The organism is Mycobacterium sp. E183, from assembly GCF_001667735.1.
Classification (GTDB): domain Bacteria; phylum Actinomycetota; class Actinomycetes; order Mycobacteriales; family Mycobacteriaceae; genus Mycobacterium.
In genome coordinates, this window is sequence record NZ_LZJN01000083.1 from 12,128 (window position 1) to 31,803 (window position 19,676).

General features: G+C 68.5%; 17 protein-coding genes and 1 tRNA gene. 12 read left to right on the top strand and 6 right to left on the bottom strand.

The window, feature by feature from the left end; translation table 11 throughout:
• Positions 1 to 231: 231 nt before the first annotated feature.
• Genes pdhA through A5691_RS08330 form a run of 3 tightly spaced genes read left to right on the top strand, consistent with a single transcriptional unit; the run spans position 232 to position 3,523 of the window.
• Complete coding sequence (gene pdhA / locus A5691_RS08320; RefSeq protein WP_067760577.1) at positions 232 to 1,323, top strand: pyruvate dehydrogenase (acetyl-transferring) E1 component subunit alpha; 1,092 nt, start codon at positions 232 to 234, stop codon at positions 1,321 to 1,323.
• A complete protein-coding gene (bkdB, locus tag A5691_RS08325) occupies positions 1,320 to 2,366 on the top strand; it encodes a 3-methyl-2-oxobutanoate dehydrogenase subunit beta (RefSeq protein ID WP_067760579.1) in 1,047 nt (348 codons plus the stop codon). The genes pdhA and bkdB overlap by 4 nt, the downstream gene beginning before the upstream one ends.
• Complete coding sequence (locus A5691_RS08330) at positions 2,363 to 3,523, top strand: dihydrolipoamide acetyltransferase family protein (protein ID WP_067760581.1); 1,161 nt, start codon at positions 2,363 to 2,365, stop codon at positions 3,521 to 3,523. The genes bkdB and A5691_RS08330 overlap by 4 nt, the downstream gene beginning before the upstream one ends.
• Positions 3,524 to 3,527: 4 nt before the next feature.
• Here the strand turns inward: A5691_RS08330 and A5691_RS08335 are convergent, their stop codons facing one another.
• The 3 genes from A5691_RS08335 to A5691_RS08345 form a co-directional block, all read right to left on the bottom strand.
• Entirely contained in the window at positions 3,528 to 3,818 is a 291-nt protein-coding gene (locus A5691_RS08335) for a hypothetical protein (RefSeq protein WP_156670261.1), read from the bottom strand.
• 102 nt (positions 3,819 to 3,920) lie between these two features.
• Positions 3,921 to 4,691, bottom strand: a complete 771-nt coding sequence (locus A5691_RS08340; protein WP_068015716.1) for an enoyl-CoA hydratase — start codon at positions 4,689 to 4,691, stop codon at positions 3,921 to 3,923.
• Positions 4,692 to 5,039: 348 nt separating this feature from the next.
• Positions 5,040 to 5,453, bottom strand: coding sequence for a hypothetical protein (locus tag A5691_RS08345; protein WP_067759614.1), 414 nt, complete (start codon positions 5,451 to 5,453; stop codon positions 5,040 to 5,042).
• Positions 5,454 to 5,747: 294 nt separating this feature from the next.
• On the opposite strand from A5691_RS08345, the gene A5691_RS08350 reads away from it, so the two are divergent.
• From A5691_RS08350 to A5691_RS08365, 4 genes are all read left to right on the top strand, one after another.
• Entirely contained in the window at positions 5,748 to 5,996 is a 249-nt protein-coding gene (locus A5691_RS08350) for a hypothetical protein (RefSeq protein ID WP_067759609.1), read from the top strand.
• Positions 5,997 to 6,080: 84 nt separating this feature from the next.
• Positions 6,081 to 6,773, top strand: coding sequence for a type 1 glutamine amidotransferase domain-containing protein (locus A5691_RS08355; protein ID WP_067759602.1), 693 nt, complete (start codon positions 6,081 to 6,083; stop codon positions 6,771 to 6,773).
• Positions 6,774 to 6,912: 139 nt separating this feature from the next.
• Positions 6,913 to 8,382: a biotin carboxylase gene (locus tag A5691_RS08360; protein WP_067759595.1), complete on the top strand. Its 1,470-nt coding sequence runs from the start codon at positions 6,913 to 6,915 to the stop codon at positions 8,380 to 8,382.
• On the top strand, positions 8,379 to 9,557 hold the full coding sequence (locus tag A5691_RS08365) for a serine hydrolase domain-containing protein (RefSeq protein WP_067759589.1): 1,179 nt from the start codon (positions 8,379 to 8,381) through the stop codon (positions 9,555 to 9,557). The genes A5691_RS08360 and A5691_RS08365 overlap by 4 nt, the downstream gene beginning before the upstream one ends.
• Positions 9,558 to 9,565: 8 nt before the next feature.
• Here A5691_RS08365 and A5691_RS28300 read toward each other — a convergent pair whose 3' ends face one another.
• A complete protein-coding gene (locus A5691_RS28300; protein ID WP_068015714.1) occupies positions 9,566 to 10,126 on the bottom strand; it encodes a hypothetical protein in 561 nt (186 codons plus the stop codon).
• A 132-nt stretch (positions 10,127 to 10,258) separates the two neighbouring features.
• Positions 10,259 to 10,332, bottom strand: a tRNA-Arg gene (locus tag A5691_RS08375).
• A 187-nt stretch (positions 10,333 to 10,519) separates the two neighbouring features.
• Here A5691_RS08375 and A5691_RS08380 point away from each other — a divergent pair.
• The 5 genes from A5691_RS08380 (at position 10,520) to A5691_RS08400 (ending at position 19,523) form a co-directional block, all read left to right on the top strand.
• Entirely contained in the window at positions 10,520 to 11,767 is a 1,248-nt protein-coding gene (locus A5691_RS08380; RefSeq protein WP_067759580.1) for an alpha/beta hydrolase, read from the top strand.
• Positions 11,768 to 11,906: 139 nt separating this feature from the next.
• Positions 11,907 to 13,373, top strand: coding sequence for a wax ester/triacylglycerol synthase family O-acyltransferase (locus A5691_RS08385; protein WP_156670231.1), 1,467 nt, complete (start codon positions 11,907 to 11,909; stop codon positions 13,371 to 13,373).
• Entirely contained in the window at positions 13,370 to 15,109 is a 1,740-nt protein-coding gene (locus A5691_RS08390; RefSeq protein WP_068015706.1) for an HAD-IB family hydrolase/lysophospholipid acyltransferase family protein, read from the top strand. Before A5691_RS08385 ends, A5691_RS08390 begins: the two co-directional genes overlap by 4 nt.
• Entirely contained in the window at positions 15,106 to 17,463 is a 2,358-nt protein-coding gene (locus A5691_RS08395; protein ID WP_068015704.1) for a glycerol-3-phosphate 1-O-acyltransferase, read from the top strand. The genes A5691_RS08390 and A5691_RS08395 overlap by 4 nt, the downstream gene beginning before the upstream one ends.
• A gap of 29 nt (positions 17,464 to 17,492) precedes the next feature.
• A complete protein-coding gene (locus A5691_RS08400; RefSeq protein ID WP_068015702.1) occupies positions 17,493 to 19,523 on the top strand; it encodes a cytochrome c oxidase assembly protein in 2,031 nt (676 codons plus the stop codon).
• Positions 19,524 to 19,574: 51 nt separating this feature from the next.
• Here the strand turns inward: A5691_RS08400 and A5691_RS28570 are convergent.
• Positions 19,575 to 19,676, bottom strand: a 102-nt coding sequence (locus A5691_RS28570) for a hypothetical protein (protein ID WP_231980966.1), incomplete at its 5' end; no start/stop codon positions are given.

The following is a 19,676-nucleotide window of genomic DNA, read 5'->3' on the forward strand; positions in this document are numbered from 1 at the left end:
AGTCCTCTGATGGCTGGAGCCTGCGGCTGACCCGCCACCTGGCCGTGCTGCCGCTGGGCGCGCGACACGTTCGCGATCACCGCGGTCTGTTCTCATTCGAGCGCATAATGGTGGGTACGCCAGTGTCGCGGCGAGCGAAGCCTTTCGGGTAGCTGGCGATCGGCTTCGGCTCGCGGTAGGTCCCGGCTGAGCTTTTGCTGTGGCCCTGCGGCACCGAGGTAGGGAGACGGTATGGCGATGGTGCCCCAATTGCCGATGACCGTCGATCTCGAGCCCGTGCAACTCGTCGCCGCCGACGGCACACCGACCCGAGAACCCCGGTACGGCCGCGACCTTCCGGCCGAGACGTTGTGCTGGCTCTACGAAATGATGGTCGTCACGCGCGAGCTGGACACCGAATTCGTCAACCTCAAGCGCCAGGGGGAGCTGGCGCTGTTCGCGTCCTGCCGCGGTCAGGAGGCCGCCCAGGTGGGCGCGACGGCGTGTCTGCGCAAGACGGACTGGCTGTTTCCCCAATACCGGGAGCTCGGCGCGTACCTGGTGCGCGGCATCCCGCCCGCTCACGTGGGCGCGGTTTGGCGCGGAACCTGGCATGGCGGACTGGAATTCACCAAGAAGTGCTGCGCCCCGACGTCGATCCCGATCGGCACCCAGACCTTGCACGCCGTCGGCGCCGCGATGGCCGCGCAGCGTCTCGGCGAGGATTCGGTGACGGTGGCCTTCCTCGGTGACGGCGCCACCAGCGTCGGGGACGTGCACGAGGCGCTGAACTTCGCCGCCGTGTTCGCGACGCCGTCGGTGTTCTTCGTGCAGAACAACCAGTGGGCGATCTCGATGCCCGTCCACAAACAGACCGCGGCACCGTCCATCGCGCACAAGGCAATCGGCTACGGCATGCCGGGAATCCGGGTGGACGGCAACGACGTGCTGGCCTGCTACGCGGTGATGGCCGAGGCGGCCGCCCGCGCCCGGACCGGCGGTGGGCCGACCCTGATCGAGGCGGTCACCTACCGGCTCGGACCGCACACCACTTCCGACGATCCCAGCCGCTACCGGACGCAGGACGAGGTGGACCGGTGGGCCGCACTCGACCCGATCCCGCGTTATCGCACCTACCTTCAGCACGAGGGCCTGTGGTCGATCCGCTTGGAAGACCGAGTCGCCGCCCGCGCGAAACGGATGCGCGCGGACCTGCGGGACGCGGTCTTCGGCGCACCCGATTTCGACATCGACGAGGTGTTCACCACGGTGTACGCCGAGATGACGCCCGGGTTGGAGTCGCAACGCCGACAGTTGCGAACCGAACTGGGGAGACGCGAATGACGCAGCTCGCGGACCGTCCGGCCAGCTCCGACGAAACCCTCGCCGCCCCAGCGCGCGGCGTCGCGCAGTCGCTGACCATGGTGCAGGCGCTCAACCGTGCGCTGCACGACGCGATGGCCGCCGACGATCGGGTGCTGGTGTTCGGTGAGGACGTCTCGGTCGAGGGGGGAGTGTTCCGCGTCACCGAAGGGCTGGCCGAAATCTTCGGCGAGAAACGCTGTTTCGACACGCCGCTGGCGGAATCGGCCATCATCGGGATCGCGGTGGGGCTGGCGCTCCGCGGCTTCGTGCCGGTGCCGGAGATTCAGTTCGACGGCTTCTCCTATCCCGCCTTCGATCAGGTGGTCAGCCACCTGGCGAAGTACCGCACCCGCACCCGCGGCGAGATCAACATGCCGGTGACCGTGCGGATCCCATCCTTCGGCGGAATCGGTGCGGCCGAACATCATTCGGACTCCACGGAGTCGTATTGGGCCCACACCGCCGGCCTGAAGGTGGTGGTTCCCTCCAGCCCGTCGGACGCCTACTGGCTGCTTCGCCACGCGATCGCCTGCCCGGATCCGGTGATGTACCTCGAGCCGAAGCGGCGCTATCAGGTGCGCGGCACGGTCGACACCGAGCGGCCCGAACCGGCCATCGGCCGCGCGATGGTGCGCCGGCCCGGCTCCGATGTCACCGTCGTGACCTACGGCAGCTTGGTCAGCACCGCGGTCGGCGCCGCGGAAGAGGCCCAGCGCCAACGCGGTTGGAGCCTGGAGGTCATCGACCTGCGGTCACTCGTTCCCCTGGACTTCGACACCGTCGCGGCGTCGATTCGCCGGACGGGGCGTTGCGTGGTGATGCACGAGGGCCCGCGCAGCCTCGGGTACGGCGCCGGATTGGCCGCCAGGATTCAAGAGGACATGTTCTACGAGCTCGAGGCGCCGGTGTTGCGCGCCTGCGGGTTTGACACTCCGTACCCACCGGCCCGACTGGAGCGGCTGTGGCTGCCCGGACCCGACCGGCTGCTGGACTGCGTCGAGCGTGCGCTGGAAATGCCATGAGCGCCGAGATCAGGGAATTCCGGGTTCCCGACCTCGGCGAGGGATTACAGGAAGTGACCGTGACGCGCTGGAACGTCGTCGCGGGCGACGATGTCGAACTCAACCAGGTGTTGTGCTCGGTGGAAACCGCCAAGGCCGAGGTCGAGCTGCCCAGCCCCTACGCCGGGCGAATCGTCGAAACGCACGGTGCCGAAGGCGATGTGCTCGACGTGGGGGCGGTGCTCGTTCGCATCGACACCACACCGCTCAACAACGACACCCCCCTGACGGCAGGGGCGCTGCTGCCGACACTCGTCGGTTACGGGGCGGACGACGGCATCGACGCCAGCCGACGGACCGGCCGCCCGCTCGCCGCCCCGCCGGCGCGCAAACTGGCCAAGGAACTGATGGTCGACCTGCGCTCGCTGCAGCGCGATCCCGACAGCATCATCACCCGGGCGGACGTGCTGGCGGCGGCCGACCAGAACGGTGCCGACGTTCGGCCGGTTCGCGGCGTGCAGGCCAGAATGGCCGAGAAGATGACGTTGTCGCACAAGGAGATCCCCGCGGCCAAAGTCAGCGTCGCGGTCGACTGCACCGAACTCATGCGGCTGTCGAACCGAACGCCGGCGGACCAGAAGATCACGCCGTTCGTCCTGACGATGCGGTTGCTGCTGATTGCGCTGCGGCACAACGAGATTGTCAACTCGACATGGGTCGACTCGCCCGACGGCCCGCAGATTCGGGTCCATCGGCGGGTGCACCTGGGATTCGCAGTGGCCACCCCGCGCGGCCTGCTGGTCCCGGTGATCACCGACGCGCACGACAAGACCACCCGCGAACTGGCAACTCGGGCAGCCGAGTTGATCGGCGGCGCGCGGGCGGGCACGCTGACGCCGGGGGAGTTACGCGGCTCCACATTCACCGTCACCAACTTCGGGGCGCTCGGCGCCGACGACGGCGTGCCGGTGATCAACCACCCAGAAGCGGCGATCCTGGGGATGGGCGCGATCAAACCGCGCCCCGTCGCCGTCGATGATCGGGTCGTGGTGCGCCAGACGATGACACTGACGTGCGTCTTCGATCACCGCGTGGCCGACGGCGCACAGGCGGCCCGGTTCGTCACCGAGCTGCGGGATCTGGTCGAGTCACCGATGACCGCGCTGCTCGACCTCTGAAGGCTCAGGAGTGCGGCGGTACGGGGCACCAGAACAGGCCGCAGTTGAAGCTGGGCGCGTGCGAAGGCGGCGGGGGCGGGTAGTGCGGCGGGTTGTCGGTGTCCCAGCATTGATTCCAGTACTTGTTCTCGCCCCATGCCGGGTTCCACGGCTGGTTCGGGCACCAGTACACCTGCGGTGCGGGAGCCGGCTGCGCCTGGGCGATCCCTTCGGCCAGAGCTGATCCGGCCGACGCGAGGCCGCTGACCAGCAAGGCCCCGGCGGCAATTCGGGTGAGGGTGCGGTTGATCTCCACTTGCATGTCCTTCGCTAGGGCGCCGGGTCTGCCGGCCTCTTCGTAGCAAAGCACACTTTGGTCGGGTCGCTACCGATCCCAACCTGCGAACCTGCGACGGTGCTACCGGCGTTGCGCCGCGGCCAGTCGTTGAGCGAATTCCGGCGATTGGATGGAGTACGCCTGCGGGCCGAGCTCCGTGCGCATGGCGAAGACGTGCTGCTCGTAGTCCAGCGATCCCGGGCTGATGGTCGCGCGCATCGTCGCCTTCGTCGCCAGCACCACCTCGCGCGGGGCGGCCGCGGGCCCGGCGGCCAACGCCATGGCCGCGGCAACCGGATCGTCGGCGACGGCGAGCGCCAAGCCGTGGCGCACCGCGGACTCGGCGTCGAAACGCATGCCGAACAGCAAGGCCGCGCGTGCGACCTGGGGGCCCACCGCCCGCTGCAGCATCCAGGTCGCGCCGCCGCCGGGGTGCAATCCCAGCTGCTGGAATCGCGCGTCGAACAGGGCCGCCGGGCCCGCGATGCGCACATCGGCGGCCAACGCGAGGTTCAGACCCGCGCCGACGGCCGCGCCGTTGACGGCGGCGATGGTGGGCAGCCGGCAGCCACCGATGGCCATGAAGCCGTCGTAGAGCTGCTGCAGGCCGGTCTCGGCTTTATCGCCGCCCGCGGCGCCGAGCGCGCTGAGGTCCGCGCCCGCGCAGAAGGCCTTGCCGGCGCCGGTGATCACCACCGCGTGCACCTCAGGATCGGCCTCGGCCTGTTCGACGGCGGCGCGGAGGCGCGCCGACATCTCGGCGGTCACCGCGTTACGCCGGTCGGGGTCGTTGACGGTGATCAGCGCGACGCGATTGTCGACGGTGGACAAGACGGGCTCGGATCGGGCCATCGGCACCTCCGCGGCTTGGGGTTTGACGGGTCCGGGGACATACGGATGCTGCGACTCCGGGCACGGTAAGGGTACTGCGCCGCCTGCGCAGGCATGGTCGTCGGTGCGCCCCTTTGCTGCGCTCAAGTCAATTAACGAAATCGTATTGCGTCTGCCCGCCGGTGATTTGCTTAACCGGGAGGACGCGAGTGCCATTGCGGCCCGGTCGAGTTTTCGAAGAATGGTTGCGCGACGCGATTGCGTTTTCGTTCGGCGGTGGGTGTTCTATCCCGCGTGTTTGATTACATGGCGATAATTAAGTGGCTTAATGGTGAAACTGCCTCGCCGCCGGATCCCTCGCCGGCGGCCTCACCCAGCCTCGGGCCGTGCCAACTTCTTGGCCAGCTGATCGAGCGCCGCTTGGCGACGTCGCACCGCACATACACGTTGGTCCCGCAGCGTCCCCTGCATCACCGTCTTTGGCAGCGTATCGTGCCGCAGCCTGGTGTTCGCGTAGTGGATTGCGGCATCGATCATTTCGATGTAACGCTCCGCCTCGTCGACGGCACACGTCCCCTCGATGCGCTGCACCTCGTCCCAGCACGGGTACGACGAGTACCTGGCATCGAGCCGTTGCTGTGATACCTGCAGACCGAAGTAACGGCGCCAGTCTCGGCTCAGCCACCCCCGCGTCTTGACCTCAACTTTGATCCTGTTGCCAAGGCCGGCTACGAACTTTGGTTCGCCAACTCGCACCACCGGTTGCCAGTCGTCCGACGTCACATCGACCACCCCTCGAATAGAGACGCCCTAAGTCATGATCCCCCTGCAGGCGTCATCTGCTCGCACGACACGCCAATTGTTATTCCTTAGCCGTCCAATTGGCAAACTTTGGGCGACGACGGCGCGGCGGCACTTGTTAAGAGCCATTTACGCCGCTGTGTATTCCGGCGGGGCGACCGGGCGCGTGGGGGCGTCAAGGAGCTTTTGAGAATCTGCCAAGGCCTACCGCCGATGCTGATGCCGGGCCGCACAGAAGGCCCAACCCATCCAAGGCATCGACGGCAGGAGCGCCCCATGCGAACCGTGGCGGAGAAGAACACGGACAAGAAAATCGGTTACATCCGCCTGGGGATTGTCTCTGCCGTGATCGCCGCCCTGATCGGGCTCGGTCTGGCTCTCATCGCCGCGAACAAGCCTGCGGCGGGTCACCCGTGTTCCATGCGGAATGTGACCTCCAAGGACGCCAGCGGCCATATGGTGTCGTGCGACCGCGCGACCGCCAGTAAGCGTGACCTCGTCTGGCAGCTCGCACCGGCGTCGTAGCGGTGGCCAGCGGTTGCACACGGCCCGTGTGATGGACGACGCTGGGGTGGGCCGGTCCGGTGCACGCTGACGAGGGGATGCGCGATGGCGAAGGTTCTGTTCGTGGTGACCGGCGCGAGCTACTGGACACTCAAGGACGGCACGCGGCATCCGACGGGCTATTGGGCCGAGGAATTCGCGGCCCCGTACCGCGAGCTCACCGGCTCCGGTCACCAGGTCGTGGTGGCCACACCGAAAGGCGTTGTCCCACACGTGGATGTGATGAGCCTGCGTCCGTCGATGGCCGGCAGCGAAGAGATCGCCCTAGAGCTGGAGGAGATCCTGCGATCGGCTGAGGAGGTGCGCCGCCCCATCGAGCTGGCCAGCGCCCGGGTCGACGATTACGACGCCGTCTACTACCCGGGCGGGCACGGCCCGATGGAGGACCTGTGGCAGGACGCCGACTCGGGCCGGCTGCTGATCGCGGCGCTCGCTTCCGGCAAGCCGCTGGCCATCGTCTGCCACGCGCCGGTTGCCATGATGGCTACCCGGCGAAACGGGGTTTCACCGTTCGCCGGCTACAAGGTCACGGCCTTCACCAACGACGAAGAGGACGGCGTCGGGCTGCTGGAAAAGGCGCGGTGGACGGCCGAGGACGAGCTGGTGAAGATGGGCGTCGACTTCTCGCGTGGCGAACGCTGGAAGCCCTACACGCTGAAGGACCGCAATCTGTTCACGGGCCAGAACCCCGCCTCCGCTGGGCCTTTGGCTAAGGAGTTCATGAAGGAACTCGGCTAGGGAGTGCCGGCGCCCCCGGCGTTCCACTTTCGCGCGGCCTAGCGCGGGTCCACACTTGGGGAATGACGGTATGTGATTGCAACGCCGACGCGCTGACCGCACCGCCCTCGCCCGGGGCGTCGATGTCGGCGCGGGTGGCGTGAGGGTGTCCGAACCGGAGCGGCGCGGCCCGCTGAGAGGCCTCTCGGACATCCGCGCGTTCTTCCACACGAACAAGGTCCCGCTGTTCTTCGTCTCGCCGACGCCGTTCAACTTGCTCGGCGTCGACCGCTGGATACGAAACTTCTTCTACCTGACCTACTTTGACTCGTTCGAGGGCACCCACTCGCGCGTGTTCGTGCCCCGGCGACGCGACCGGCGCGATTTCGATTCCATGGACGACGTCTGCAGCCACCTGCTGTCCGATCCCGAGACGCTCGAGTTCATCGCCGGCAAAGGTCCCGGCGGCAAGTGCTGCTTTGTCATGATGAACGAGGAGATCCAGGCCCTCGCCCGGTCGGCCGGCCTCGAAGTCATGCATCCGCCGATCGAGCTGCGCAATCGGCTGGGCTCCAAGATCGTGATGACGCGGCTGGCCGACGAGGCGGGGGTGCCCAGCGTGCCCAACACGATCGGGCGGGCCGGCTCCTACGACGAACTGTTGGCGCTCGCGGAAGGCTCCGGCTTGGGAGACGACCTGGTCATCTCGATCGCCTACGGCAACGCCGGCAGCGGGACGTTCTTCGTGCACGGTCAGCGCGACTGGGACCAGCATGCCGGCGACCTGGTCGGGCAGGACCTCAAGGTAATGAAGCGGATCCGCAACGTGGAGGTGTGCCTCGAGGGAGCCGTGACCCGCCACGGCACCGTGGTCGGACCCGCGATGACGAGCCTCGTCGGATATTCGGAGCTGACGCCGAGCCGCGGCAGCTGGTGCGGCAATGACATCTGGCACGAGGTGCTGCCACCCGCCCAGACGCACGCCGCGCGGGAAATGGTGACAAAGCTCGGCGACGTCATGCGCCGCGAGGGATACCTCGGCTACTTCGAGGTGGACCTGTTGCACGACCTCGACTCCGACGAGCTCTACCTCGGCGAGGTGAACCCACGCCTGAGTGGCGCCAGCCCGATGACGAACCTGACCACCGAGGCCTACGCCGACATGCCGCTGTTCCTCTTCCACCTGCTCGAGTACATGGACGTGGACTACGAGCTCGACATCGACGAGATCAACGCGCGCTGGGAGCGGGGCTACGGCGAGGACGAGGTCTGGGGCCAGGTGATCATCACCGAGACCTCGCCGGACATCGAGATCTTCACCGCGACGCCGCGGACCGGGGTTTGGCGCCTCGACGACGAAGGCCGGGTTTCCTTCTCGCGCACCGCAAACGACTGGGCCACGCTGCTCGATGGCTCCGAGGCTTTCTACATGCGGGTCGCGGCGCCCGGCGACTTACGGTCCGAGGGCGCCCAACTCGGCGTGCTCGTCACCCGCTCGCACCTGCAGACCGACGACTATCAGCTGAGCGACCGCTGCCAGCGCTGGGTCAAGGGCATGAAGGCGAAGTTCACCTCGACGCCCCTGACGCCGGCCGCGCCGATCGTCTCTCGGCTCGTCGCGCGCGCGTGAGCGCCCCGGCCGGTATCTCCCTGGACAACTGGCTGGCGGCGCCCTATTCGCATTGGTCGTTCCAGCATGTCGAAGATTTCGTGCCGACGGCGTTGATCCCGCGCGGGACGGGGCCGGTCGCCGCGTTGCCCGCCGCCGGCGCTCCGGTGGCCGAGATCGGCCTGGCCGGGACCGACGGGTCGGCCACCACCGTCGGCGCGGTCATGGCCGCCACGGCAACCGACGGGTGGGCCGTCGCCCACCGCGGGTCGCTGGTGGCCGAGCAGTACCTCCACGTCATGGCGCCAAACACCCGGCACCTGTTGTTCTCGGTGAGCAAGTCGCTGGTGGGCGCCGTCGCGGGCGCGCTGCACGAGGCCGGCGCGATCGAGCTTGACGCGCCGGTCACGGCGTACGTTCCCGACCTGGCGACGTGTGGCTACGCCGGTGCGACGGTGCGCCACCTGCTGGACATGAGGTCGGGTATCAAGTTTTCCGAAAACTACGACGATCCGGCCGCCGAGATTCACCTGCTTGACCAGGCGATGGGGTGGGCGCCGCGGCGGAACGCGGATGCTCCCGCCACGTTGCGTGAGTTCCTGCTGACGCTGCGGCAGAAGTCGGTGCACGGCGGCCCGTTCGAGTACCGCTCGTGTGAAACGGACGTACTCGGCTGGATCTGTGAGGCCGCCGGCGGACAACGCATGCCGGAGCTGATGTCGGAATTGCTGTGGAGCCGCATCGGCGCCGAGTACGACGCCACCATCGCCGTCGACCCGGCCGGCACCGGTTTCTTCGACGGCGGCGTCAACGCCTGCCTGACCGACCTGATCCGGTTCGGTTCGCTGTTCCTGCGTGACGGGGTTTCGTTGACCGGCCAACAAGTGGTACCGGCGGCGTGGCTCGCCGACACCTTCGACGGTGGGCCCGACTCGCGGGAGGCGTTCGCCGCCAGCCCCGACCACGACACCGACCTGCCCGGCGGGATGTACCGCAACCAGATGTGGTTCCCCTACCCGGGTGCCAATGTCGTGTTGTGCCTGGGCATGTGCGGCCAGATGGTCTACGTCAACCGGGCGGCGGAGGTGGTCGCCGCCAAGGTGTCCACCCAGCCCCACTCGCACGAGCCGCACATGTTGGACACGTTGCGCGCGTTCGATGCGGTGGCGAACGAACTGGCCGGAGTCACCGGTTAGCTGGCCCGTCAGGTGTGGACGATTAAGCCCGCTTCGGTGTAGGGCGCTGGATCCGAGGGATCGTTGACCGTGATGTACAGGTCCCCGGCTGTGGGCATAACGAAGCCGACGAACCCATGAGTGCTCTGCCCGTCGTGCAGGCCGCCCGATTGCAGCGGGGGCATCTTGTCGAACCTCTGGAAGTCGACCGCAGACGTTGCCGGTTCGGGCGCATTGTCGGGATGAGTCATCGGCTGGTCGCCGCCGCCGTATCCGGCGAAGACGTGATCGCGGTCGAATTGGAAGAACTGATGGGACGTCGCGGTGACGGTCAACTCCACTACCGTGCAACCGGGGTCAGACGCCGGATTGGCAAAATGAGAGGCGCACCCGGGCGGTAACCGCGTCGCACTGTCGACGGTGATGTCCGCGGTCGCACCGTCGGCCGCCCGCGCATGCGCGGGCACTCCGAGCTGACCGATCGGAAACGGTGGATTCTCGGGCGCGGGGTCGGCCGAACCGACGGGACACGAGTATGCGGCGATCGCCACCGCGACCGCGGGTGCGGCAATTACGGATTCCGCGCGCACCCTCGGTGGTTACCCGCAACGCCGCCGCACCAAAACGCCTCTGACCAGTCGTCTGGCCGGCACCAATTAGGAAGTTTGACCTCGGGCCGGAACTGAGCCGTCAACCATCAGCCGAGGTCATACCGGTCGGAGTGCCCCCGGCACGACTCGAACGTGCGACCTAGGGATTAGAAGGCCCTTGCTCTATCCACCTGAGCTACGGAGGCAATGTGCAGGTCAGTCTATTCCAACGGCGTGTCGCGCCACGACTCGCCGCCGCGGCGCGCGTGAAAAGCGTTCGCGCACCGCATGTATCGGCTATGGTTGGGACCCTCGACACACGTAGAACACCGGCCGGTCATCGGCCGTTCACCGCAACGGAGCGTGTGCATAACGTCGAGGGGTGGCGTTGTTATGAGCGTGACCACGCACTTGACTTCACGGTGCTCGTGGGCCAGTAACCAGGCCTCACGCCTGGCGGCCGATGCGATGGACGCCTACCGGGCCGGCACGCTGTTGCTGCGCGGCTCGCCGTTCGCGCTGGGCTGTCTCGCCGGCTGGCTGTCCACGGAGTTTCCCCCGCACGTCCTGACCGGCCACGCGCTGTCGCGCGTCTCGCACCCGTCGATCGGCCGCGTCGGCGCCGCCTGGGCGGCGCAGCGGGCGGATCGGGCCCTCACCTCCGCGCTTGAGGAGTCCTTCGGCCCGGACTTCCGCGAGCAGGTGTGCCACCCGGGCGCCACCCAGCCCGTCTGCGCCCCGCGCGGCGGCATGCTGGGCCGGCCCGGGCCGCACCGCCGCTACGCCGCGCAGACCTCGAACATCTCCTACGGCCCGGGCGGCCGCGACAATCTGCTCGACGTCTGGCGGCGCCACGACCTCGCACCGGGGCGGCGGGCGCCGGTGCTGATCCAGGTTCCGGGCGGGGCGTGGACCGTCGGCGACAAACGGGTGCAGGCCTACACGCTGATGAGCCGCATGGCCGAACTCGGCTGGATCTGCGTCTCGATCAACTACTGCAAGAGCCCGCGTGCCACGTTCCCCGCGCACCTCATCGACGTGAAGCGGGCGATCGCGTGGGTCCGCCAGAACATCGCGGACTACGGCGGCGACCCCGACTTCATCGCGATCACCGGCGGGTCGGCCGGTGGACACCTGGCCTCCCTGGCGGCGCTCACCCCGAACGACCCGGCGTTTCAGCCCGGGTTCGAAGAGGCCGACACGACGGTCCAGGCCGTCGCCCCCTACTACGGCGTGTACGACTTCACCGACTTCGACAACATGCACCCGCTGATGCTGCCGTTCCTGGAGCAGTTCGTGCTGAAGGCCCGCCACGACGACCAGCCCGAGCGGTTCGAGGCGGCGTCGCCGGTGTCCTACGTGCACGGTGAAGCGCCGCCCTTCTTCGTCCTGCACGGCGAGAAGGACGAAGTGGTGCCCAGCGGCCAGGCCCGAACCTTCTGCGCGGCGTTGCGCGCGGCCGGCGCCGCGACGGTGGCCCACGCCGAGCTCGCCAACGCGCACCACGCGTTCGACATCCTTTCGACGGTCCGATCGCGGCTGGCCGCCGACGCCGTCGCCGATTTCCTTGGCGTCATCTACGGCCGGCGCGTCAGCTCGCTGCTGGACACGGTGCCGCTGACCGCCACGTCGGCCAGCTGAGTCGCCATCGCCGTACGGCCCGACCGCTCCTTTCACCAGCGCGGCAACCCGACTAGCGTTGTGGTGGCAATTGGGTGGGTGGGTCCTAGGCAGGAGGCTTGATCGACGGTGACAAGGTTGGCGCATCGGGCGGATGGCGATGACTGAGTCCGAGGTCGTGAAGTTGTCCGACCAGCTGGGACCGGTCGACTATCTGATGCATCGGGGCGAAGCGAATCCCCGGACCCGCTCGGGGATCATGGCGCTGGAGCTCCTCGACACCACGCCGGACTGGGACAAGTTCCTGACGCGGTTCGAAAACGCCTCCCGGCGGGTGTTGCGGTTGCGGCAGAAGGTGGTCGTGCCGACGCTGCCGACGGCGTCACCGCGGTGGGTGGTGGACCCCGATTTCAACCTCGAATTCCATGTGCGCCGCATGCGGGTGGCCGAACCCGGCACGCTGCGCGACGTGTTCAACCTCGCCGAGGTGATCCTGCAGTCGCCGATGGACATCTCCCGGCCGCTGTGGACCGCCACCCTGGTCGAGGGTTTGGCCGGCGGAAAGGCCGCGACCCTGCTGCACGTCAGCCACGCCGTCACCGACGGCGTCGGCGGGGTGCAGATGTTCGCCGAAATCTATGACCTCGAACGCGATCCGCCGGCCAAACCGACGCCCCCGCTGCCCATCCCGCAGGACCTCACGGCCAACGACCTGATGCGGCAAGGCATCAACCACCTGCCCACCGCCGTGGTCGGTGGCGTCCTGAGCGCCGTGTCCGGGGCGGTCTCGGCGGCCGGGCGGGCGGTCCTGGAACCGGGCGCCACGGTGTCGGGGATCGTCGGCTACGCCATGTCGGGGATGCGGGTGCTCAACCGGGCGGCCGAGCCGTCGCCGCTGCTGCGGCGGCGCAGCCTGGCCACCCGCACCGAAGCGATCGACATCCCGCTCTCCGATCTGCACAAGGCCGCCAAAGCCGGCGGCGGATCGATCAACGACGCCTACCTGGCCGGCCTCTGCGGCGCCCTGCGGCGCTACCACGAGGCGCTCGGTGTGCCGATCAGCACGCTGCCGATGGCGGTCCCGGTGAACTTGCGGGCCGACGCCGACACGGCCGGCGGCAACCGGTTCACCGGTGTCAACCTGGCCGCGCCCGTCGGCACCGTCGATCCGGTTTCGCGGATGAAGAAGATCCGCGCGCAGATGACGCAACGCCGCGACGAACCGGCGATGAACATCATCGGTTCGGTCGCACCGCTGCTCAGCGTCCTGCCGACCGCGGTCCTCGAGGGCATCACCGGCTCGGTGATCGGATCTGACGTGCAGGCCAGCAACGTCCCGGTGTACCCCGGGGATACCTACATCGCCGGTGCAAAGGTGTTGCGGCAGTACGGCATCGGCCCACTGCCGGGCGTCGCGATGATGGTGGTGCTGATCTCGCGGGGCGGTTGGTGCACCATCACCGTGCGCTACGACAGGGCGTCGGTGCGCAACGAACCGCTGTTCGCCCAATGCCTGCTTGAGGGCTTCGACGAAATTCTGGCGCTCGCGGGTGATTCGGCACCCCGCGCGGTGCCCGCCTCGTTCGCCGAACCGGCGACCTCCGCACGGACGGCGTCGGGCTCATGAGCGCCGCGAAAGACCAGGGAGCCGACGGCGGCGCGACCGGGGACATGCGGCTGCCGGGCTCGGTCGCCGAAATCATGGCCAGCCCACCGGGTCCCAAGATCGGGGCGTTCTTCGACCTGGACGGGACGCTGGTGGCCGGGTTCACCGCGGTGATCCTCACCCAGGAGCGGCTGCTGCGCCGTGACATGGGGGTGGGCGAACTGCTCGGCATGGTTCAGGCCGGCCTGAGCCACACGCTCGGGCGCATCGAGTTCGAGGATCTCATCGGCAAGGCCGCCGCCGCGTTGGCCGGCCGCTTGCTCGACGATTTGGAGGAGATCGGCGAGCGACTGTTCGTACAGCGGATCGAGTCGCGGATCTACCCGGAGATGCGCGAGCTGGTCCGGGCGCACGTGGCGCGTGGCCACACCGTGGTGCTCAGCTCGTCGGCGCTGACCATCCAGGTCAACCCGGTGGCGCGGTTCCTCGGTATCTCCAACATGCTCACCAATAAGTTCGAGACCACCGAAGACGGCATCCTCACCGGCGGCGTGCAGAAGCCGATCCTGTGGGGGCCGGGCAAAGCCGCTGCGGTGCAACGGTTTGCGGCCGAGAACGGCATCGACCTGAAGGACAGTTACTTCTACGCCGACGGGGACGAGGACGTCGCGCTGATGTATCTGGTCGGCAACCCGCGGCCGACCAACCCCGAGGGCAAGATGGCCGCGGTGGCCAAGCGCCGCGGCTGGCCGATCCTGCGGTTCAACAGCCGGGGTCCGGTCGGTCTGCGCCGCCAGATCCGCACCCTGGCCGGATTCGGTTCGATGTTCCCGGTCGCCGCCGGCGCCGTGGGCATCGGCGTGCTGACCCGGAATCGGCGCCGCGGCGTCAACTTCTTCACCTCCACCTTCTCGCAGCTGTCTCTGGCGATCGCCGGCGTTCAGCTCAACGTCATCGGCCAGGAGAACCTGACCGCACAGCGGCCCGCGGTGTTCATCTTCAATCACCGCAACCAGGTCGACCCGGTGATCGCCGGGGCATTGGTGCGCGACAACTGGATCGGCGTGGGCAAGAAGGAGCTGCAAAAGGACCCGATCATGGGCACGCTCGGCAGGCTGCTCGACGGGGTGTTCATCGACCGGGACGACCCCGCCGCGGCCATGGAGACGATGCACGAGGTCGAAGACCGCGCCAGGAAAGGGCTTTCGATCGTGATCGCCCCGGAAGGCACCCGGGTCGACACCACCGAGGTCGGGCCGTTCAAGAAGGGGCCGTTCCGCCTCGCCATGGCGGCCGGGATCCCGATCGTCCCGATCGTGATCCGCAACGCCGAGCTGGTCGCCGCCAGGAACTCCACGGTCATCAACCCCGGCACGGTCGACGTCGCGGTGTTCCCGCCGATCTCGGTGCAGGACTGGACCGTTGAGAATCTGCCGGAGCGCATCGCCGAGGTCCGGCAGCTGTATTTGGACACGCTGGCCAATTGGCCGATCGACGAGCTGCCCGAGGTCGACCTGCACGCGGAGAAGAAGTCGGCTGCAAAGACCAAGGCGCCCGCGAAAAAGACTGCGGCTAAGGCCGGTTCGAAGTCACCTGCAAGAAAAGCGCCGGCGAAGAAGGCCGCCTCGAAATCCAAGCCGGCCAAGGCAGATCCGCACGAGTCTCAGGCCGTCCTCAAAGACGGTGAGGCGCAACGGCCCGCCCAGGCGGCCGCCGGTGCCGAGCCGCCGGAATCCCCGCCCGAAGGGCGGCCGTGACCGAACCGGCCGCGGATACCACCGCGGTGCTCACCGGCCAAGACTCGCTGGTATTGGCGTCCATGGCGTCGCCGGTGGAGAGGGAACTGGTGACGGCCTGGATGGCGCAACAGCGCGCCGACCGGCCCGAGGCGAGATTCGACGTCCTGGAGCTGCCGCCGCCCAACGCGCCGGCCGGCGCGCTCGCCGCGCTGATCGAACAGCTCGAGGCTGCCAACGACGCTAACGACGACCGTGCGGTCGTGCCGGTGCGGGTGTTCTGGTTGCCGCCGCCCAATCGCGGCAGGATCGCGAAGCTGGCCGGCCTGCTGCCCGGCCGGGACCCCTACCATCCCAACGAGCGTCAGCAACTGCAGATCATGCGCAACGCGCCCCAGCGGGCGCGAGTGGTGGCAGGCGAACCGGCCAAAGTCTCCGAAATGCGCCAGCAGTGGCGCGAGATCACCGTCGGGGAGAACTCGTGCGACTTCGCCCGGTTCGTCATCCGCCGCGCTCTGCTTGCGCTGGAACGCGTCGAGTACCGAATCCTGGGGCCGCAGTACAAATCTCCGCGACTGGTGAAGCCGGAGATCTTGGAGTCCAGCCGATTTCGAGCCGGGCTGAAGACGATCCCCGGCGCCACCGTCGACGAAGCGGGCGAGATGCTCGACGAACTCGCCACCGGCTGGAGCCGGGTGTCGGTCGACCTGGTCGGCGTCCTGGGGAGGGCGCTCAGCCGCGGATTCGACCCCGAGATCGACTACGACGGCTACCAGGTCGCCGCGATGCGCGCCGCCCTGGAAACCCACCCCGCAGTGCTGTTGTTCTCGCACCGCTCCTACATCGACGGCGCGGTGGTGCCGGTGGCGATGCAGGAGAACCGGCTCCCGCCCGTGCACGTGTTCGCCGGCATCAACTTGTCATTCGGTGCGATGGGGCCGCTGTTGCGCCGGTCCGGCGTCATCTTCATCCGCCGCAACATCGGCGACAACCCGCTCTACAAGTACGTGCTGCGCGAATACGTCGGTTACATCGTCGAAAAGCGGTTCAACCTGAGTTGGTCCATCGAGGGCACGCGGTCGCGCACCGGCAAGATGCTGCCCCCGAAGCTGGGCCTGCTCGCCTACGTCGCCGACGCCTACCTGGACGGGCGTAGCGAAGACATCCTGCTGCAGCCGGTGTCCATCAGCTTCGATCAGCTGCACGAGACCGCCGAGTACGCGGCCTACGCCCGGGGCGGCGAGAAGACGCCCGAAGGCGTGGGCTGGCTCTACAACTTCATCCGCGCGCAGGGCGAACGCAACTACGGCAAGATCTACGTCCGCTTCCCCGAAGCCGTTTCGATGCGCCAGTACCTGGGCCCGACGCACGGCCCGCTGGTCCAGGACCAGGACGCCAAACGACTTGCGCTGCAGAAGATGTCGTTCGAGGTCGCGTGGCGGATATTGCAGGCGACGCCGGTGACGGCCACCGGCCTGGTATGCGCGCTGCTGCTGACCACCCGCGGCGCGGCGTTGACGCTCGGTCAGCTTCACCACACCCTGCAGGATTCGCTGGACTACCTGGAACGCAAGCAAAACCCGATGTCGACGAGCGCGTTGCGGCTGCGCTCGCGCGACGGCGTGCGCGCGGCGGTCGACGCGTTGTCCAACGGGCACCCGATCACCCGGGTCGACGGTGGACGGGAGCCGGTGTGGCGCATCGCCCCCGACGAGCAGCACGCGGCCGCGTTCTACCGCAACTCGCTGATCCACGCGTTCCTGGAGACCTCGATCGTCGAGCTCGCGCTGGCGCATGCGCGGCACGTCGAGGGTGACCGCATGCGGGCCTTCTGGGATCAGGCGATGCGGCTGCGCGACCTGTTGAAGTTCGACTTCTACTTCGCGGACTCGGCGGCGTTTCGGGAAAACATCGCCGAAGAGATGGCCTGGCACGACGATTGGGAAGGCCATGTCACCGCGGGCGGCGAAGAGATCGACGCGCTGTTGTTCTCCAAGCGGCCGTTGATGGCTGACGCGATGCTGCGGGTGTTCTTCGAGGCCTATGAGATCGTCGCCGACGTGCTGCGCGACGCGCCGGCCGACGTCGGCCAGAAGGAGTTGACGGAGTCGGCACTCGGCGTGGGGCGCCAGTATGTGGCGCAGACGCGGGTGCGCAGCAGCGAATCGGTGTCGACGTTGCTGTTCGCCACCGCGTATCAGGTCGTCGCCGACCAGGATCTGGTCGCGCCGGGCCCGGACCTCTCCGAACGCCGGGGCGCGTTCCGGGAGGAACTGAGGGGCATCCTGCGGGACTCCGATTACATCGGGCGGATCGCGCGTAATCAGTTCGTCGCCCGCGAGGCCAAGGCCCGCGAGGAGCGCCTGGCTCGGTAGTCGCGGATCCGCGCCCATACCCTGGTTGTATGACGGTCGACCGGTCCGTGACCACACCACGCGCGCTGGTGTGGCCGCTGCTGATCGGCGTCGCGTTGCTGGCGGGATGCACGGCGGCCGGTATCGGGGCGCTATCGCTGGCCGACGCGCTGACCGCCACCGGGTTGCCGGACCCGGGCCCGACGACCACGTTGGGGCTGCCGTTCGTCCGGGCCGCGGGGGAGATCGCCGCGGTGCTGGCCGTGGGGTCCTTTCTGTTCGCGGCTTTCCTGGTGCCACCGCAACGCAGCGGCGTCCTGGACGCCGACGGGTACCGGGCGCTTCGGCTGGGCACGGTGGCGTCCGGGGTCTGGGCGGTGTGCGCGGCGCTGCTGGTGCCGCTGACCATCTCCGACGTGTCGGGGCGACCGTTGGTCGCGCTGCTCGACCCGGCACGGATCTGGTCGGTGGCCGGGCTGGTCACCACCGCCTCCGCGTGGCGCTGGACCGCGGCGCTGGCGGCGCTGGTGATGCTGGCGAGCCTGGCGGTGCTGCGCTGGTCGTGGACGCCGCTGCTGTTCGCCGGCTCGTTGCTGACCCTGCTGCCCCTGGGACTGACGGGCCACTCGTCGGCCGGCGGCTCACACGACCTGGCCACCAACAGCCTGCTCATCCACCTCGTGGCCGCCGGCATCTGGGCTGGTGGACTGCTCGCGTTGGCCGCCTACGGGCTGCGCGGCGGCGGCCACGTCGCGCTGGCGGCCCGGCGGTTCTCCGCGATCGCGCTCTGGTGCTGGGTCGCGATGGCGCTCAGCGGTGTGGTGAACGCGGTGGTGCGCGTGCCGCTCGGCGACCTGGTCACCACCGAATACGGGCGCCTGGTGATCGCCAAGTTCCTCGCTTTGTGCGCGCTCGGGGTCATCGGCTGGCGCCAGCGGCGCATCGCGGTCGCGCGGCTGCAAACCGAGCCGACCGATCCCGCGGCGCGCGGCGCCCTGCTGCGGCTGGCGCTCGCGGAGGCCGCGGTCTTCGGCCTCACCTTCGGCGTCGCCGTCGGGCTGGGCCGCACCCCGCCACCACCGCCGCCGAGCCGGCTGCCCTCGATTCCCGAAGCCGAGATCGGCTACGACTTCAACGGCCCGCCCACCGCGGCCCGCATCCTGTTCGACTGGCGATTCGACCTGATCTTCGGCAGCGCCGCGATCGTCTTCGCCGCGCTCTACGTGGCCGCGGTGGTGCGTCTGCGCCGCCGCGGCGACGCCTGGCCGCCGGGCCGGACGGCGTCCTGGCTGCTGGGCTGCCTGGCGTTGCTGTTCGTCACCTCGTCGGGCGTCGGCCGCTACATGCCGGCGATGTTCAGCGTCCACATGGTCGCCCACATGGGCCTGTCGATGCTGGTGCCGATCCTGCTGGTGCTCGGCGCCCCGGTGAGCCTGGCCCTGCGCGCGTTGCCCGCCGCCGGCCGCGACGAACCGCCCGGCATGCGGGAATGGCTGCTGGCCGCGCTGCACAGCCGCCTATCGCGGTTCCTCACCAACCCGGTCGTCGCCACCGTGCTCTTCGTCGCCGGCTTCTACGGGCTGTACCTGTCGAACTTGTTCGACATCGCCGTCGGCAGTCACGCGGGCCATCTCGCGATGAACGTCCACTTCCTGCTCAGCGGCTACCTCTTCTACTGGATCGTCATCGGCGTCGACCCCACCCCGCGACCCATCCCGCCGCTGGCCAAGGTGGGCGTGGTGTTCGCCTCGCTGCCGCTGCACGCGTTCTTCGGGGTGGTGCTGATGGGCACCCGCAGGGTGCTCGGCGCCGACTATTACCGCTCGCTCGGTTTGAGCTGGCACACCGACCTGCTGGGGGACCAGCGGCTGGGCGGCGGCATTGCCTGGGCGGCCGGCGAACTGCCCCTGGTGATCGTGATGCTCGCGCTGCTGGTGCAGTGGGCCCGCAGCGACGACCGCACCGCCCGGCGGCTCGACCGCGCCGCCGACCGTGACGACGACGCAGAGCTGGTCGCCTACAACGCGATGCTGGCCGAGCTGGCGCGCCGTGACACGCCGGGACATGCAAAACCGCGCTGACAAGGTACGAATTCGTCTATCCAGCAACCTGTTTCGGGGCTCAACGTCGGGCTAGTTGTTGGATGGTGGTGGTTGGGCTTGGAAGGGTTGGTACCACCACCAGTCGGCGCGCTCGCCGGTGGGTCCCGGGCAGGGGGCGACCGGGGGTGGGGG

Coding starts and splice junctions, on each gene's coding strand:
- A5691_RS08350 (WP_067759609.1), top strand. CDS start 5,748: ATGCGAACCGTGGCGGAGAAGAACACGGACAAGAAAATCGGTTACATC.
- A5691_RS08330 (WP_067760581.1), top strand. CDS start 2,363: ATGAGCGCCGAGATCAGGGAATTCCGGGTTCCCGACCTCGGCGAGGGA.
- A5691_RS08355 (WP_067759602.1), top strand. CDS start 6,081: ATGGCGAAGGTTCTGTTCGTGGTGACCGGCGCGAGCTACTGGACACTC.
- A5691_RS08385 (WP_156670231.1), top strand. CDS start 11,907: ATGACTGAGTCCGAGGTCGTGAAGTTGTCCGACCAGCTGGGACCGGTC.
- A5691_RS08390 (WP_068015706.1), top strand. CDS start 13,370: ATGAGCGCCGCGAAAGACCAGGGAGCCGACGGCGGCGCGACCGGGGAC.
- bkdB (WP_067760579.1), top strand. CDS start 1,320: ATGACGCAGCTCGCGGACCGTCCGGCCAGCTCCGACGAAACCCTCGCC.
- pdhA (WP_067760577.1), top strand. CDS start 232: ATGGCGATGGTGCCCCAATTGCCGATGACCGTCGATCTCGAGCCCGTG.
- A5691_RS08400 (WP_068015702.1), top strand. CDS start 17,493: ATGACGGTCGACCGGTCCGTGACCACACCACGCGCGCTGGTGTGGCCG.
- A5691_RS08380 (WP_067759580.1), top strand. CDS start 10,520: ATGAGCGTGACCACGCACTTGACTTCACGGTGCTCGTGGGCCAGTAAC.
- A5691_RS08340 (WP_068015716.1), bottom strand. CDS start 4,691: ATGGCCCGATCCGAGCCCGTCTTGTCCACCGTCGACAATCGCGTCGCG.